The 14,915-nt window shown below is 67.1% G+C and carries 13 protein-coding genes; 10 read left to right on the top strand and 3 right to left on the bottom strand.

The features are described 5' to 3' along the window. Positions 1-136: 136 nt before the first annotated feature. The 3 genes from AN478_RS11900 to dinG all read right to left on the bottom strand — a co-directional run bounded on the left by AN478_RS11900 (position 137) and on the right by dinG (position 5,803). Positions 137-1,411, bottom strand: coding sequence for a hypothetical protein (locus tag AN478_RS11900; protein WP_176758714.1), 1,275 nt, complete (start codon positions 1,409-1,411; stop codon positions 137-139). A 347-nt stretch (positions 1,412-1,758) separates the two neighbouring features. Next, positions 1,759-3,204 carry a hypothetical protein gene (locus AN478_RS11895; RefSeq protein ID WP_054966851.1) on the bottom strand — a complete coding sequence of 482 codons (1,446 nt, stop codon included), beginning with the start codon at positions 3,202-3,204 and terminating at the stop codon, positions 1,759-1,761. Positions 3,205-3,691: 487 nt separating this feature from the next. Continuing rightward, the gene (gene dinG / locus AN478_RS11890; RefSeq protein WP_054966850.1) at positions 3,692-5,803 is read right to left on the bottom strand and encodes an ATP-dependent DNA helicase DinG; all 2,112 of its coding nucleotides are present in this window, start codon (positions 5,801-5,803) and stop codon (positions 3,692-3,694) included. A gap of 189 nt (positions 5,804-5,992) precedes the next feature. On the opposite strand from dinG, the gene AN478_RS11885 reads away from it, so the two are divergent. The 10 genes from AN478_RS11885 to AN478_RS11840 all read left to right on the top strand — a co-directional run bounded on the left by AN478_RS11885 (position 5,993) and on the right by AN478_RS11840 (position 14,898). Then, complete coding sequence (locus AN478_RS11885; protein ID WP_054966849.1) at positions 5,993-6,655, top strand: type 1 glutamine amidotransferase domain-containing protein; 663 nt, start codon at positions 5,993-5,995, stop codon at positions 6,653-6,655. Between the two features lie 691 nt (positions 6,656-7,346). Continuing rightward, positions 7,347-8,819 carry a YeeE/YedE family protein gene (locus tag AN478_RS11880; protein WP_054966848.1) on the top strand — a complete coding sequence of 491 codons (1,473 nt, stop codon included), beginning with the start codon at positions 7,347-7,349 and terminating at the stop codon, positions 8,817-8,819. A 55-nt stretch (positions 8,820-8,874) separates the two neighbouring features. Beyond that, a complete protein-coding gene (locus AN478_RS11875; RefSeq protein WP_054966847.1) occupies positions 8,875-9,126 on the top strand; it encodes a sulfurtransferase TusA family protein in 252 nt (83 codons plus the stop codon). 147 nt (positions 9,127-9,273) lie between these two features. Then, on the top strand, positions 9,274-9,573 hold the full coding sequence (locus AN478_RS11870) for a hypothetical protein (RefSeq protein WP_054966846.1): 300 nt from the start codon (positions 9,274-9,276) through the stop codon (positions 9,571-9,573). An 80-nt stretch (positions 9,574-9,653) separates the two neighbouring features. After that, positions 9,654-9,932: a hypothetical protein gene (locus AN478_RS11865; protein ID WP_054966845.1), complete on the top strand. Its 279-nt coding sequence runs from the start codon at positions 9,654-9,656 to the stop codon at positions 9,930-9,932. Between the two features lie 27 nt (positions 9,933-9,959). Further along, positions 9,960-10,148 carry a hypothetical protein gene (locus AN478_RS11860; RefSeq protein ID WP_054966844.1) on the top strand — a complete coding sequence of 63 codons (189 nt, stop codon included), beginning with the start codon at positions 9,960-9,962 and terminating at the stop codon, positions 10,146-10,148. A gap of 400 nt (positions 10,149-10,548) precedes the next feature. After that, a complete protein-coding gene (locus tag AN478_RS11855) occupies positions 10,549-12,042 on the top strand; it encodes a sulfurtransferase (RefSeq protein WP_054966843.1) in 1,494 nt (497 codons plus the stop codon). 311 nt (positions 12,043-12,353) lie between these two features. Next, entirely contained in the window at positions 12,354-13,571 is a 1,218-nt protein-coding gene (locus AN478_RS11850; protein ID WP_082433068.1) for an ammonia-forming cytochrome c nitrite reductase subunit c552, read from the top strand. Between the two features lie 590 nt (positions 13,572-14,161). Next, the gene (locus AN478_RS11845; protein ID WP_156344096.1) at positions 14,162-14,338 is read left to right on the top strand and encodes a hypothetical protein; all 177 of its coding nucleotides are present in this window, start codon (positions 14,162-14,164) and stop codon (positions 14,336-14,338) included. A gap of 41 nt (positions 14,339-14,379) precedes the next feature. Next, positions 14,380-14,898 carry a hypothetical protein gene (locus AN478_RS11840; protein WP_143004034.1) on the top strand — a complete coding sequence of 173 codons (519 nt, stop codon included), beginning with the start codon at positions 14,380-14,382 and terminating at the stop codon, positions 14,896-14,898. Positions 14,899-14,915 lie beyond the last annotated feature (17 nt).

Below are 14,915 nucleotides of genomic sequence, written 5' to 3'. Positions count from 1 at the left end.
CCCCTTCAAGCCCCGGTTTGTCGCGGCTGATAGCCGCTCCCACAATTGCGCCGCAGGAACAGACCCCTGTAGGAGCGGCCAGTGGCCGCGACAAGCAGGAGTCCGCTCCCACAGACCCTCCTATCGAACGCTTTGCCTACTTCGACAACCAGAAGGTCCAGGTCTCCGGGGTCTCGCCCTCCTCGGCGTTCTCGTCCTCCTTGGCCAGGAACACGTACACGCCGGTCTCGGGGTCCCGCGCCAGGGTGTCCCATTTGGCGTGGGCGTTCATGGGGCCGTCCCCCGCCAGCTCGAACTCGGACCAGGCGTTGGCCCGGGGGTCGTAGGTCCACATGCGCAGCTGCCCGTCGAGGCGTTTGGCCACCAGGGCCTTGCCCAGCTCCGGGGCCCACTCGATGGAGAAGGAGGCCCCCACGCGCTCGCCGTTGTGCCGGAGCTGGGCCATCTCCTTCACCTCCCCGGTGCCGAAGTTCATCCGCTGCCAGCGGTTCTGGGCGAAGACGATGTGCCAGCCGGATTCCGGGTTGTAGGCGCTGTGCACCTCCGTGTAGGCGTCTCCGGTGGAGCCGGCGGTGACGACCGTCCGCCAGGTTCCGGTCTGGGCGTCGAAGGCCCAGGCCCGCTCGTTGTGGCCGCTTCCGGCCACCGTCACCACCGTGTCCAGCCCCGGATCGTAGGTGAGGTTCCAGATGGCGATCTGGCCCGTATTGTCGAAGGGGAACGGGTCCTCGGCCAGGTCCTGCCAAGCCCCGTCGCTATCGCCCATGGCGGGGTCGTAGCACCAAAGGCGCTGCTTGAGCAGGCAGTAGCCGTGCCCGGGCCACCAGGCCATCTGGGCGTAGGAGTGCTTGGTCACAGGCCGGCCGCGCGGCGAGAGGAGGTCCACCTCCCAGCCGGCGTTGTTCGAATCCTTGATGTCCTGCTTTTCCTGCGCGGTCAGGTGGTCCCAGTCGTCCACGTCGGTCCAGTCCTCCTCCTCGGTGAGCTGGACCCACTCGTTGTCGCGGATGTCGTAGGCGTCGATGTCGTTGCCGTCGTGGGTCTTGTGGCCGCCCCCCCAGTAGTAGACGCGGCCGTCGCCGGCGGTCACACCGGCGTAGGGCCGGTACTCCGGCTCCCCACCGGCGTCGTCCTCGTTGAACCGCTCACCCACCGCCGGATCCTGCCGGACCCAGGTGTCGGCGGGCCATTCCGGGGTGTAGGCGCGCGGCTCGGCCTCCTCTTGCTCTTCCTGCCCGGGATTCCCCGCGCCGTTCCGGTCTCCAGAGGCGCCGGAGTCGTCGTTTCCCGAGTTTTCCCCGCAGGCGGCCAGGAACAGCACGGGGAGCAAGGCTGCTCCCAGCGGGAGGGGCACGCTGGCCCGGTTGCGGGGGTGTTGGCTCGTTCCCTCGCGCATATGGCTGTGTTGCACGGTTTTCCCCGTTCGAATGTATTTGCCAGGAAGCGAAGTAGTTTGAAAGGCGTTCTGGTGGCGGAGGGCTTTTGTAAAACCTTTATACAAAAGGCATTCCGCCGTTTTCTGCATCCCTTTGCCAATGAAGCCCTATATCCGGGGGCCTTGCTACCCGGGGTGATCGCGGCTTTTTCTATATGCGGGTACCTAGGGAGGGGTGACTAGAAAACGGTGCATTCCCTTTAGCGGAAGGCCCGGTTGCGCGGGTAAGAGATTGAAATTACAGGGGGCTGGATAAGAAAAGGGGCCACCGGCGTCCGCCGGTGGCCCCGTGGCTTCCTTCCCGTACGGGCTATGGGGAAGGGCTATTGCTCCTGCGAGGTCTCCTCTTCCGTGCCCTGTTCCCCGGACTGGCTTCCGTCCTCCCCTTCCTGGGCTTCCTCTTGGGCCTCGATCCGGAAGGTCCAGGTGGTGGGGGTCTGGTGGGCGTTCTCGTCCGCCTTGGCAAGGAAGACGTAGACGCCGGTCAGGGGATCCCGGGCCAGCGTGTCCCACTTGGCGTGGGCGTTGACGGGACCCTCGTTCTCCAGCTGGTAGCGCTCCCAGGCGTCCGCCTCAGGGTCGTAGGCCCAGAGCTGGAGCTGGCCTTCAATGCTGATGGCCACCAAGGCCTTGTCCAGCTCGGGAGACCATTCCATGGAGAAGGAGCGGATCACCGGGCCGTAGGGGCCTTGCTCCAGCTTGCCCTCCATGTCCGGGTGGTTCCGGAGCTGGGCCATCTCGCGGGCTTCCCCGGTGTCGAGGTCCACCCGCTGCCACTGCTGCCCGGCGTAGACGATGTGCTCGTCGGCGTTGGGGTTGTAGGCGGAATAGACCTGGCTCCAGGAGCCGTCCGTGCGCATGTACCGCCGGGGCTTGGAGACCCAGGGCCCGTTTCCGGAGGCGGCGTCGGGATCGTAGATGTAGGCCCCCGAGCGTCCGAAGCCGGCGCCGTAGAAGGTCACCAGCGTGTCCAGTTCCGGATCGTAGGCCAGGTTCCAGACGTGGATGCTCCCCGCGTTGTTGAAATCGTCGGTATAGGGATTTTGGGCCAGCTCCTGCCAGGCATCGTCCTCATCGCCCTTCTCGGGGTCGTAGCACCACAGGCGTTGCTTGAGGAGGCAGAACCCGTGCCCCGGCCACCAGGCCGTCTGGCCGTAGGAGTGCTTGGAGAGCGGCCGGTCGCGCGGGGTGAGGATGTCCACCTCGTGCCCACCGCCCTGGGAGTACTTGATCTGCGCGATCTCGTTGATGACGTCCCGTTCCTCCTGACTCAGCTCGTGGCCGAAGAAGAACTCCTCGTCGTTCTGGTCCCGGTCCGAGGCCAGCCAGTCGCGGGCCCAGGTGGAGCCGATCTGGGATTCGGCGTGGCTCACCTCGGTGCTCATGTCCGGCTCGTACCAGCTGACGACGTCGTTGGTATTCTCCTCCTCGGTCAGCTGTTCCCAGCGGGTGTCGACGATCTCGTAGGCATCGATGTCGTTGCCGTCATGGGACTTGTGGCCTCCTCCCCAGTAGAAGACGCGCCCGTCGCCGGCCGTTACCCCCGAGTAGGGGCGGTATTCCGGCTCGCCAGAGTCCGCCTGGGGATCCTGCTGGACCCAGGTACCGGCGATGATATCCACGCCGGAGGTGTTGTCCCCGTTGCTTCCGTCGTCAGTGCCATCGTTGCTACCGCCGCTGCTACCATCGCCCCCGCAGGAGGCTATCAGCGCCGTGGCCAGGAGCGGCCCGAGCAGGTAAAGGGTTGGCCTGAGTTTGTGCCGTATCATGCAGCTGTCTCCTTGCGATCCATTCTTGGTTTTTTGTGGTGTTTCCGCGCAGTATGGAATTAGTGCGGCGTCCCCCCGTCCGTTGTCCTTGGCAAGCCTTCCTGCTTGAATAGACTTTCTGTAAAGTTTGCTTGACAGCTTTTATGTGGAACTTGATGTTTTAGGGGTGTTAGTGGTCTCCCTTATGCATAAATATTGTTCAAATTTTTTGCTGTAATTTTTTGTGCACGTTTTTCTCCCTACGACACATTAAAGTTTTGCTTGTGGCTACTCCGGGAGACACCTTACCCGGGACAGAAAGGTCTTCCGTCCGCGGTTGCAGATGCGGGGCGGGGACGGCGGGCGGGGACAGTCAAGGGGATGGGCCTACGGCCCGGCGGGACACTTCCTGAGGAGGTGGGGGCGTTCAGAGGGCGGACGGCGGGGGAACCGCCGTCCGAGGAGGCGGAGGGAGAGGGATCGATTGAGGAGGCCGGCGGTGCCGGGGTCAGGTGGTGTGGCGGGGGATGGGCGGCAGGCTGTCGAGCAGATCCCGGCCGTAGGGTTTGGTGACGACGCGGGGGTCGAGGATGGTGACGGTGCCCCAGTCGTCCTCGCTGCGGATCAGCCGCCCGACGGCCTGGATCAGGCGCAGGCTGGCGTCGGGCAGGCTGATCTCGAAGAAGGGCTTGCCGCCACGGGATTCCACCCACTCGTGGGTGGTGGCCTCCACCGGGGTGGTAGGCACGGAGAAGGGGATGCGGGCGATGACCACGTGCCGGCACAGGGCGCCCGGCAGGTCCACGCCCTCGGCGAAGGAGGCCAGTCCGAACAGGACGCTGCCCCGGCCGGCCTCGATCTCCGCCTCGTGGTCGGCGAGCAGCCGCTCCCGGCTCACCGCGCCCTGGCACCGGGTGCGCTTTCGCCAGTCCTCCGGCAGGCGCTCGTGCACCGCCTCCATCTGGCGGCGGCTGGTGAACAGCACCAGGCTGCCCTGGTCCGGGTCCAGGCGCTCGGGGAGCAGCTCGGCGATGGCTTGCGTGTGGGCCTCGGTGTCGCGGGGGTCGGGCAGGCGTTCCCGGGGCACGTGGAGGGCGGCCTGGCCGTAGTCGAAGGGGGAGGGCAGGCGGTGGCACTTGGCCCGGCCCTCCTCGGCGAGGCCGAGCTTTCCCAGCAGGCGGTCGAAACGGCCGAGGGAGGTGAGGGTGGCGCTGGTGATCAGCGCCCCGGCGCAGCGGTCCCAGAGGCTCTCGCGCAGCTCGTCGGCGGCGGAGATGGGGGAGACGGAGACGCGGTAGTCCCCGCCGTCGCCCTGCTGGTCCGGGACCGCCTCGATCCAGCGGGCCAGGGGCGGGCGGCCCTCTGGGTCCGGCTCGGCCATGCCGGACCAGGCCGCCTCCAGGTTCTCGCAGCGCTCGCGGACCAGGCCCAGCCGGGGAAGGACCTTGTTCAGGGCGTCCTGTTCGGTTTCGTCCTGGCGGGAACGGGCCTCCTCCAGGGCCTTGTCCGCCTTGTTGCCCAGCTCGCGGAAACGCGCCGCCAGCTCGCGCGCCGGGCCGGCCACCCGGGCCGCCAGGGCGCGGAGGTCCTCGGGCACCTCGCCGCGGGGGAAGCGCCATTCCTGCTCCGCCTCTCCGGCCGGCCAATTGGCGGCGAGGGTCTGGCGGGCCTCCTGGAGCAGGGCGTCCAGGCCTTCGCTGCGCTCCTGGACGCTGCCGGCCAGCTCCGTGAGCCCGCTGTCGTCCCCCAGGGCGGCCACCGCCTCGGTCACGGCCTTGGGCAGCTCCGCCACCCAGGAGCGGGCCGCCTCGCAGCCCGCGGCGGCGTGGAACTGGTCCACCGCCCGTCCGGGCAGGTGGTGGCCCTCGTCGAAGACGTACAGGCACTTTTCCGGCGGCGGCAGCACCACGCCGCCACCCAGGGCCAGGTCCGCCAGCACCAGGTTGTGGTTGGTGACCACCACGTCCGCGCCCCACACCCGGTCGCGGTCGCGGTAGTAGGGGCAATGCTCGCGGTGGGCGCAGGCGCCGCCCGTGCAGCCGTGGCGGTTGGTGGTTACCAGGGAGCGCACGGCCCCGGACAGGGCGTCGGGCCAGGCGTCCAGGTCGCCGTCCCAGTCGTCGGCGCTCCAGGCGCGGTGCATGGCGGCCACCGTCTCGGCGTCGTCCCGGGAGGGCCGCTGCGCCCAGAGGGCGCCGTCCAGGGCCATCTGGTCGCCCTCGTCGTCCACCGCCGCCCGCTCCAGGTCCCGGATGCAGGCGTAACGCCCGCGGCCCTTGGCCAGCTGGGAGCGGAACTCCAGCCCCCCGTATTGCGCCACCAGCGGCAGGTCCTTGTGCAGCAGCTGCTCCTGCAGCGCCACCGTGCCGGTGGAGACCACCAGGGTCCGCTGCTCCTCCTGGGCCACCACGATGCCCGGCAGCAGGTAGCCCAGGGACTTGCCCGTCCCCGTGCCCGCCTCCAGGGCGAGGATGCCCGGGCCGTCGTCCTCCGCCGAGAGGGTCCGGCCCACCTCCGCGATCATCCACCGCTGCACCTTGCGGTCCCGGAACTCCGGCAGGGTCTGCTTGATGCGCTCGAAGGCGGCGCGTATGCGGGTCTTGGCTTCTTCGGTAGGCATGGGGGCCGAGGCTTCCGGGTTGCGTTTGAGCGCCTCATTCTAACCCGGCTGTCGAGCACCAAGGTTTAAGGCGACGCGCATCCGGATGAATCCCCTCCGGGCGCGGGCTGAACCCGCAGATCGTTGCAGAGCCGGTGCGCGGGGGTGATAACGATAAGAATAGTTATTCTTCTGCAGGGAGGTTCTGCCATGAACAACCCACCCAGGATCCTGATGGTGGTAACCAGCCATGACCGCATCGACGAGGAGCACGCCACCGGCCTCTGGTACGAGGAGTTCGCCGTCCCGTACCGGCTCTTCCGCGACCAGGGCGCGGAGGTGGTGGTGGCCAGCCCCAGGGGCGGCCCGGCCCCCATCGATCCGCGCAGCGCCCCGGAGGACACCAGCGGGGACGAGGCCTGGCCCGTTATCCAGGCCACCAGGCCCCTGGAGGAGGTGGCGCAGGAGGACTTCGACGCGATCTTCCTGCCCGGCGGCCACGGCACCATGTTCGACTTCCCGGATAACGCCGAGCTGATCCGGGTCATCGAGCGCATGAACGCCGACGACAAGGTTATCTCCGGGGTCTGTCACGGCCCCGCCGCCCTGGTGCACGCCAACGGCCCCGACGGCCGTCCCATCGTGGAAGGCCACACCTTGACCGTTTTCACCAACGGCGAGGAGGAGGCCGTCCAGCTAAAAGCCCTGATGCCGTTTCTCCTCGAGAGCCGCCTGCGGGAGGCCGGCGGCAAGGTGGTGGCCGCCGACGACTGGGAGGACCACGTGGAGGTGGACGGAAACCTGATCACGGGTCAGAACCCGCAGTCCAGCCGCCACGCCGCCCAGACGGTGATGGAGGCGCTGGCCTCCTGAACGTTCGCCCCTCCGGCCGGCTCCCCCTGGAGCGGCCCACCTGTCGCGGCACCCTGGCTGGCTGGTCGCGGCGGGGGCCGCCGCTCCTACCGGCCCCTTTGCCGTTGTAGGAGCGGCGGCCGCGCCGCGACCGCTTCAATTCTTGTTATGCCCTTTTCGGCGAATCCTGCCGGAGAGGCGCGCCTACCAGAGGCTTGTAAGCCGGTGTAGGAGCGAGCTCCAGCTCGCGACCCGCCGTCCGGGGCGCAATTGTCGCGACCTGGAGGCCGTTCCTACACCGGCCAATGGGCCTCTCCGATCTTTTGTAGGAGCGGCGGCCCCCGCCGCGACCAGTGAGCCGCCCCACCGCGGTCCCCTCCACCCTTTGCCATACCGACACCCCACCGCCCCACACCCCCAGCCCTCTCGCCAAGGGCCGGGTCCGCCGGCACCCGATCGTGGTTGGTGACCACCACGTCCGCGCCCCGCCCCGGAATGGCCTCTCCCTACCCGCATTGCAAATTTCAGCCGGCTCCCCGGCGTAAGCGGGGGCGAGTGAAATTTGCGATGGCGCGGGAAGGGGTTCAATGAAGAAAAAACATTAAAAAACAAAGATATGTAAGGTTGGCACGGAGCCTGCTTAATAGAGGGCGGAAAATCCGGTCACGATGTCCTCGGCACGCGGTTCTGCCGGTTAACAAGGGGAGAGGAAATGGCGAACGGAACGAACGCGGGCGCGTCGGCGGAGGCGGGCGCCCAGGTCGCGAAGGCGCAGGAGAACCGGGGCCCCCTCTACGCCCTGGGGGTGCTCGGGGCGGCGACCGTGGCCTCCATGTGGGCGCTGTCCGTGGACCAGCGCTGGATCTACCTGATCTCCTACCTCTGGTTCGGCCTGGTGTACGGCATCCTGCTGCAGTACGGCCGGTTCTGCATGGCCTCCGCGGTGCGGGACCTGTTCAGCATGAACGTCCCGCGCATGGCGGTGGGGGTGATGATCGCGGTGGTGCTGTACTCCCTGACGGCCGCGGCGGTCACCGCCGCGGGGATCAGCCCGTTCCACCCGCATCCCCTGGGCTGGCACATCCTGATCGGGGCGGCCATCTTCGGGTTCGGCATCGTCTTCACCGGCGGCTGCGCCTCCGGCTCTCTGTACAAGGCCGGGGAGGGCAACGGCGGCTCCATGCTGGTGCTGGTGGCCATCTCCTTCTCCCAGGCCTGGTTCGTGGCCACCGGCACCTGGACGGACGGCCTGGTGCCCGAGTCCTGGTCGGAGAACGCCGCGGCCACCGGGATGCCGGAAAGCCTGTCCGTGACCGAGGGCTGGTTCGACCAGTTCATGGCCGGCTACATCTGGGAGCTTTCCGGCGGCACCGTGGCCGGCCTGCTCGGCATGGAGGGCACCGTGGCGGGGGCCTTCCTGGGCAACGCCCTGCTGGGCGCCATCCTGCCCGCCCTGGCCATCGTGCTGGTGCTCTACGCTTTCTATTTCCGCAAGGGCTATCTGCGCCGCGAGGGCCTCACCGAGGGCCCCGTGGGTTTGCGCAACGAGCTGCGCGGCATCTGGGCCCTGCTCACCTCCTCCAAGAAGACGGCCCTGGCCGGCCTGGGGCTGGGCGTGTTCGCCGGCCTGCAGATGTGGGTGATCGGCGGGCTCCGGGAGAAGTACGACATCTTCAACTTCGGCGAGCTCATGGGCCGCATGGGCCATGACACCGGCCTCTCCATCCAGAACACGGTGTTCGATCCGGGCTACTGGTACATCACCACCCAGGAGGCCCAGCTGGGCGGCTGGGTGATGGAGCGGATGGGCTTCAATTACATGGACAACATCTACTTCGGCCTGGAGAACGGGCTGCCCAACCCGTTCCTGAACGCCCCGCTGCTCATGTCCATCGGCATCATCCTGGGCGCCATGATGATTGCCCTGGTCAACCGGGAGTTCAAATGGAAGAAGCCCAACCTGGAGACCGCCATCTTCGCCCTGGTGGGCGGCACGCTCATGGGCATCGGCGCCCGCCTGGCCATGGGCTGCAACATCGGTGCCTTCTTCGCCGCCGTCACCAACGGCGACCTCAGCGGCTGGATCTTCCTGGCCGGCATGGCGATCGGCGCCTACGCCGCTGTGCAGGTCTTTAACTGGTGGGTGGACCGCAAGGCCGCGAAAGAGATGGACTTCGACCTGTAAACGACGGGAGTGGGCCGGCCCCGGGCCGGCCCCGCGTATCGATAGGAGAACGATCATGGCGGTGAAGTTCGAGAAGACCGGCGAAGGCGAGTACCAGCTGGACGTCACGGGCTACGTCTGCCCCCACCCGCAGATGTATACCAAGAAGGCCCTGGGCAAGATGGGTTCCGGGGAGATCCTGGCGCTGATCTTCGACAACCCCTCCTCGGGGGAGTCCATCGAGTCCATGTGCGAATCCGAGGGCAACGAGCTGCTGGAGAAGCAGGACAGCGGCGGCAGCTTCTGCTGGAAGATCCGGAAACTGTAGGAGAGGGGGAATGCAAGCCATGAACCGGCCATTGGCGGCGATCTGGGCAGTCTGTCTTGTATTCATCGGCTATTCCATCTGGGTAGCCAACTTTTAGCCAGCGGACCGCGCGGCCGGGATCCGCGCGGCAAAGGGGAGGAAAAGGCATTGAGCAAGATCGGAGTCCTGGTGGCCACGGACGAATTCCCCGGCTGCGCCACCGGCCTTCTGCGGCAGGCGGCGGCCAACGGGGCGGAGGCGGCCTGCTTCCTCACCGACGCCGGCGTTAAGGTGCTGCAGGACCCCGAGTTCCGCGCCGCCGCCGAGGAGGCCGGCGCCGGGGTCACCGTCTGCGAGCACAGCTGGGAGCGCTTCAAGCTCGGGGAGCCGCTGCCGGGCTACCAGTACGCCAGCCAGTACCAGAACGCCCTGATGATGGGCTGGGCCGAGAAGGTCCTGGTGCTTTGATCGAGACCCCGCCCCGCCCGGGGCGGGCACGAGAACGAGGGAGCCGGCCCGAGCCGTCGGGCCTGCGCAAGGAGGAGCCCATGACGGAGAAGCAGGTTGCGGTTTTGGTCCGCCACAACCAGGCGGAGGCCCTCCGGGTGGCCGGGGGCATGACGCTGACGGACCACGCGGTGGACGTCTATGTCCTCGACGAGCCGCTGGCCGACACGCCGGCCGTGGAGGAGCAGATGGAGGTGCTGGAGTTCGCCGACGTGGAGCCGGTGTCCGCCGTGCCCGGCCACGAGGCCCCGGGCGGAAGCGTGGCCCCCGCCGCCCTGGCCGAGCGCCTGCCCGGCTACGACGCGGTGCTGGCCCTGTAGATTCCGAGAACCGGGAGGAGCCCGACCATGGAGATACTGCACGTGGTCCGCAGACGGGAGGACCTCAGCGAGGGAGTGAACAGCGTCCTCGACGCCCTGGACGACGCCCACTCCTGTCGCACGGTCTGCCTCGCCGAGCGCGAGGCCGGCCCCGAGGAGTTCGACGCCGAGCTGTTCAGTGCCCTGACCGAGGCGGACCGGGTGTTCTGCTGGTAGGGAGCTGTGAAGCAGGGCAGCCATGCCCTTCGGGAAGCCAAGCCGCCTTCGGGCGGCTTTTTTGTTGTTCGGTCCGGCGAAAGAAACCTGCTTTAGCAGGTCGACCAATCGCCCACTGAAGTGGGCTCCTACAACCCATTGCCGCTACCTGTAGGAGCTTGCTTCAGCGGGCGAATCTGAAACCGTTCACACTGTATCGGACAGCCCGGGATGTCCGTATTGCATTTGGCAAGATTCTCTGCCCTCGGCTTGGTTCTGCAATCCGGGCCCCTACGGGGGAATCTTTTTAGTGTTCTGAATTTTTGGGGTTTTTGTGTTTGGCACGCCCCCTGCAAAGAGGTGGACGGGCACAACTTCAATCCTCGGCCCGGAAACCGACAAGCCATGAGGGGGAAACGCGATGGCTTCACACACCAATCCGGCCATTCGCCGGTTCTTCGGAACCGGAGCACGGGCGGGCGCACTGACGGTGGCGGGCGTCCTCGCCCTGAGCGGCTGCGGCGACGAAGCGGACAACAAGACCGTCACCGAGTACATGAACGGGACCTCGGACCCGGTGAACTACAACGACCCGTCCACGGTGGATCGGCCCACGGGGGTGGACTCCTACGCCGAGAGTGCCTCCGTGATCCCGGACACGGACTTTGCGGCGAAGAGCGGCTCGCCGTCGCTGCAGTCCCCGGCGGACATCGCTCAGGAGTCGGATGCCGACTACAGCAACAACACCAACGGGTTGATCACGGCGGGGACCCTGGAAGCCTGGATGAACGACTGGCCGGCGGGAAATAAGCCCTCCGGCTTCAGCGGCGATTTGGTGATCCTGGAGGTGGCCGATGGCGGAAACTACGACGACGACGGCAATTGGACCGGCGGCGGGACCTACTTCCAGCAGAACACCGGTAATGGAGACGGAAACAACGTCCGCACCTATGTGGTGAGCCACATGGATGTGCGGGAGAACCGGAACAACGGGGTCATGGACTCCGTGGCCATGGTCCCCAGCGAGTCCGGCATCAATAACTTCATGGCCAAGTACAATATCGATCCCACCAGTGACATGGTGGTGGTGGCCATGGGCAAGGGCGGCGGTTTCGCCAATATGCAGATGGGTCGTGTCTGGTATGCGCTGCGCTACTGGGGGGCACCGGCCGAGAATCTGGCCATGCTGAACGGTGGGGCTCAATACCACGCCAGCCAGGGAGACCTATCCAGCGTTCAGGAAAATACGGATCCATCCACCGTGGTTACCGGCCATTACAACCCCTCCATTGCTGATGGTTCAGTGGCTACTGCACCAACCCCAGCTGCGGATCTCCCCGAAGCCAACATGGACCTCATGATCAGCTACGAGGGACTGCTGAAGATGGTGGCTGAGAGCGAGGGCGTGCCTTCCGGCGGCTATCTCCTCTGGGACGCCCGCTCCGCCGAGGAGTACTACGGCCTGGAGAACCAGGGTCGCGGCTACGCCTTCGAGGGCCACGTGCGTACCGCGGAGAACCTGCCCTACGGCGAGCTGCTGGTGGCTGATGAGGGCTACCGGTATCTGAGCAAGCCCGCCCTGCAATCCAAGCTGGACGGCCTGGGCTACGAGGACGGCCAGACGGTGATCACCTACTGTGTGACTACCTACCGCGCCATGATCACCGGCATTGCCAGCGGTGTGGTGCTGGGCAAGCCCACCCGCTTCTACGACGGCGCCTGGATGCAGTGGGGCAAAATGGCCTACCACCAGAACAAGGAAGGCACCTACAACCTAGCGTCGGACTCCCCCTGGCGGGCGGACATCCCCGAGGCCAGCCGCTGGATCAACTACGATCCGGACGCGGATGATTCCGGTGGGTCCTCGGGCGGCGATGACGGCGACGTGGCCGTCCCCGAGCAGGGCTGCGGCTGAGCGTTCTTCCTCCCGCGGCAAGCGGAGCCCCGGCCACTGCGGTGGCCGGGGCTCTTTTGCTGGTTGGCTGAAACGAGGCCTGTGGGAGCGGTCCGGGACCGCGACGGGCTGTGGGCCCAGGTAACGGGTCGGGGTCGCGGACCCCTCCCACGGCTTCCTCAGGTAGGGTGACCTCACTTCCGGTCTTGTTGGTGGGTGATAGGGTGCCGTGGGGCGGGCAGGGCGCATTGTAGGTTTTCGGGTTGTGCCCTCTTTGCTATGAGGGGGCAACGGCAGAGAAAGGAGCCGCCATGGGCGGGCGTGGATTCGCGATGCTGGGGATTTTGGTCGTGGCCGTGGCGGGCGGGTCCCTGGCCTGGTGGGCCCTGCAGCCGGGCGCGGCGGAGGAGAAAGCTACCGCTGCCTTCCTGGACCGCTTCTGGACCCATCCCATCCCCGCCCAGGGGCAGCCGCCCGAGGGCTTCACGCCTTTGGAGGCCTCCCTGGACCCCGGCGCGTGCCGCTCCTGCCATCCAGACCGCTTCGCGGAATGGGACGCCAGCCTGCATAGCCAGGCCATGGGCGCCGGGATCTGGTGGCAGTTCCGGGTCAAGAGCCCCGAGCAGGTGAAGGAGTGCGCCCGCTGCCACGCCCCCATGGCCGAGCAGCTCGCCCTGATGGGGCGGGACCTGGGCTGGGAGGACACCGGCGGGGCGCCGCCGGAGCATGTCCCCGCCGATCTGCACCGCGAGGGGCTGGTGTGCGCCGCCTGCCACGTGCGCGGCCACAAGCGCTTCGGCCCGCCAGCCGAGGATCCCCTGCCCGCCGAGCGCGCCCCGCACGACGGCTTCGTGGCCACCGAGGCCTACCGCTCCAGCCGCTTCTGCGCCGAGTGCCACCAGTTCCCCGAGGACGGCCCCAAGCTGAACGGCAAACTGCGGGAGAACACCTACGAGGAGTGGCGGGCCAGCCGCTACGCCGAGGAGGGGGTGACCTGCCAGTCCTGCCACATGCCGGGCCAGAAGCATCGGTGGAAGGGGATCCACGACCCCGGGATGGTACGGGAGGCCGTCACGGTGGAATTGGACGCCGAGCCTGCGGGGGAAGGGGCGTACCGCGTTGCCGGGGAGGTGGCCAACACAGGGGCCGGCCACAAGTTCCCCACCTATCTGACCCCCAAGGTGTACGCCCGCCTGGTGCTGGAGGACGGCCAGGGAAAGGTCCGGGAGGAGCTGGACCGGGCGGTGATCGGCTGGGGGGCGGACGTGGAGATGACGGAGGAGCTCTACGATACCCGGCTGTCCCCGGGCGAGGCCGTGCGTTTGCAATCGGAGGCCCGTCTCCCGGATCAGGCGGCGGGCTGGCGGGTGGCCCTGCACCTGGACGTGGCGCCCCAGGAGCATTACGAGCGCCTGTTCCGCTACATGTTCCAGCAAGCGGACAAGATGAGCGCGGAGACGGTGCGTACCTTGGAGCAGGCCCTGAAGGAGGCGGTGGCCACCCGCTTCCGGGCGTTGAGCGAGCGGGTGGCGCTGGACGGGGAGGGCTGAAGCTGGTCGGGCTCTTTGGGCTGGACCCGGGACGCGGGGCAAGCCCTCCAGGCTCCAAGGGGCCCGGCCCTGCGGGCATCCCTTCAGTCGCCTTTCGGGCTTACCCCGCATCCCGGGGAGTCCATTTTGGGTACGAATTGCTGTGACAGGACACTACGGGGGCGGTCGTTCATTGCACGGCTACGGCTACCCTCCCGTAGAAGCCCGCTTTACCGGGCGAATGGCCGGTTTCGCACGGTGGCCATGATGGGCTCCCCCTGTTTCGCCCACTAAAGTGGGCTTCTATGCAGGCTCCAACGGTGGGCTGCCGCATTGGGGACTCGTGGTGGATCCCTGGCGGCGCCGGTTTTTCCCCTCCCTTACCATCCATTCCCCTTTCCCCTTGGTCCTTTCCAGCTCGACCTGTCCTGTCCCATTGCAAAAAACGTCCGGGCCCGGGGGCTGTGGCCTTGTGCAATGGACCTGTTTGTCGCGAACAATTTTATGTTTCTGTTTTTAAATAAAAATTGCCATTGGCACGGAAGGTGCTTTCTAGGGGGACAAACAGGCGGGACTGCACGGCGGAGGCGGAAATGGCGGGGCTGCGGATCTTGGCTGTGACGATGCTGCCCCTGGCCCTCCTGGCCGGATGCGCGGCCAACGGGGGGCCGGAAGGTGCCTCGGCGGAAGAGGGGCTGCGCTACAAGGGCCAGGGGCCGCCCTGCATGTGCAACTCGGGCCTTAGCGAGGCCGAGGTCCAGGAAGCCGAGCGGTCCGGCGAAGAGTAGTCCCAACGGAAACGGGAAAACCCAAGGGAAGGGGGTCGTCCATGAAACGTTTGCTTCGTGCTGCAACGAGTCGGCTGGGCGTGACCAGCGGTGCGCTGGCCGTGGTGGCGGCGGTCACGGCGCTGAGCTTGTCGGGCGTGGAACAGAACCGGGAAGAGGCTGCCCTCGATGAGCTCGCCGCCACGGAACGGGCGGAGCAGGGCTGGGGGGATCGGGTCCTGTCCTCCATCCACCACGGCGTCCTGGAGCAGGCGCCCGTCAACGTGGCCAACGCCTGCGGCCTGGGCGCCACCTCCTGCTTCAAGTGCCACAACGAGGGCCGGCGGGGTCCTGCTCCGGCCATGGATGCCGAGTCGGATCCCTGGCACCCCGATCACATGGAGGTGAACCACTCCTGCGACGGCTGCCACCAGGGCAACCAACGGCTGATGGTCAAGGGCATCGCCCACAAAGAAATGCTCCCGGACCCGCGTGAGCATCCGGAGACCGCTTGCGCCGAGTGCCACGAGGGCGGCGAGGTGGACGGCTTGCTGGAGACCTATAAGGCGGTGGACGACTAACGGGCGGAATTGCCAGG

This window comes from Thiohalorhabdus denitrificans, assembly GCF_001399755.1.
GTDB classification, from domain to species: domain Bacteria; phylum Pseudomonadota; class Gammaproteobacteria; order Thiohalorhabdales; family Thiohalorhabdaceae; genus Thiohalorhabdus; species Thiohalorhabdus denitrificans.
This window is presented reverse-complemented; position numbering and strand designations above follow the sequence as displayed.

Bases quoted from the DNA above. Each gene is read 5' to 3' on its own strand.
- AN478_RS11895 (WP_054966851.1), bottom strand. From the start codon at position 3,204: ATGATACGGCACAAACTCAGGCCAACCCTTTACCTGCTCGGGCCGCTC.
- dinG (WP_054966850.1), bottom strand. From the start codon at position 5,803: ATGCCTACCGAAGAAGCCAAGACCCGCATACGCGCCGCCTTCGAGCGC.
- AN478_RS11885 (WP_054966849.1), top strand. From the start codon at position 5,993: ATGAACAACCCACCCAGGATCCTGATGGTGGTAACCAGCCATGACCGC.
- AN478_RS11880 (WP_054966848.1), top strand. From the start codon at position 7,347: ATGGCGAACGGAACGAACGCGGGCGCGTCGGCGGAGGCGGGCGCCCAG.
- AN478_RS11875 (WP_054966847.1), top strand. From the start codon at position 8,875: ATGGCGGTGAAGTTCGAGAAGACCGGCGAAGGCGAGTACCAGCTGGAC.
- AN478_RS11865 (WP_054966845.1), top strand. From the start codon at position 9,654: ATGACGGAGAAGCAGGTTGCGGTTTTGGTCCGCCACAACCAGGCGGAG.
- AN478_RS11860 (WP_054966844.1), top strand. From the start codon at position 9,960: ATGGAGATACTGCACGTGGTCCGCAGACGGGAGGACCTCAGCGAGGGA.
- AN478_RS11855 (WP_054966843.1), top strand. From the start codon at position 10,549: ATGGCTTCACACACCAATCCGGCCATTCGCCGGTTCTTCGGAACCGGA.
- AN478_RS11850 (WP_082433068.1), top strand. From the start codon at position 12,354: ATGCTGGGGATTTTGGTCGTGGCCGTGGCGGGCGGGTCCCTGGCCTGG.
- AN478_RS11840 (WP_143004034.1), top strand. From the start codon at position 14,380: ATGAAACGTTTGCTTCGTGCTGCAACGAGTCGGCTGGGCGTGACCAGC.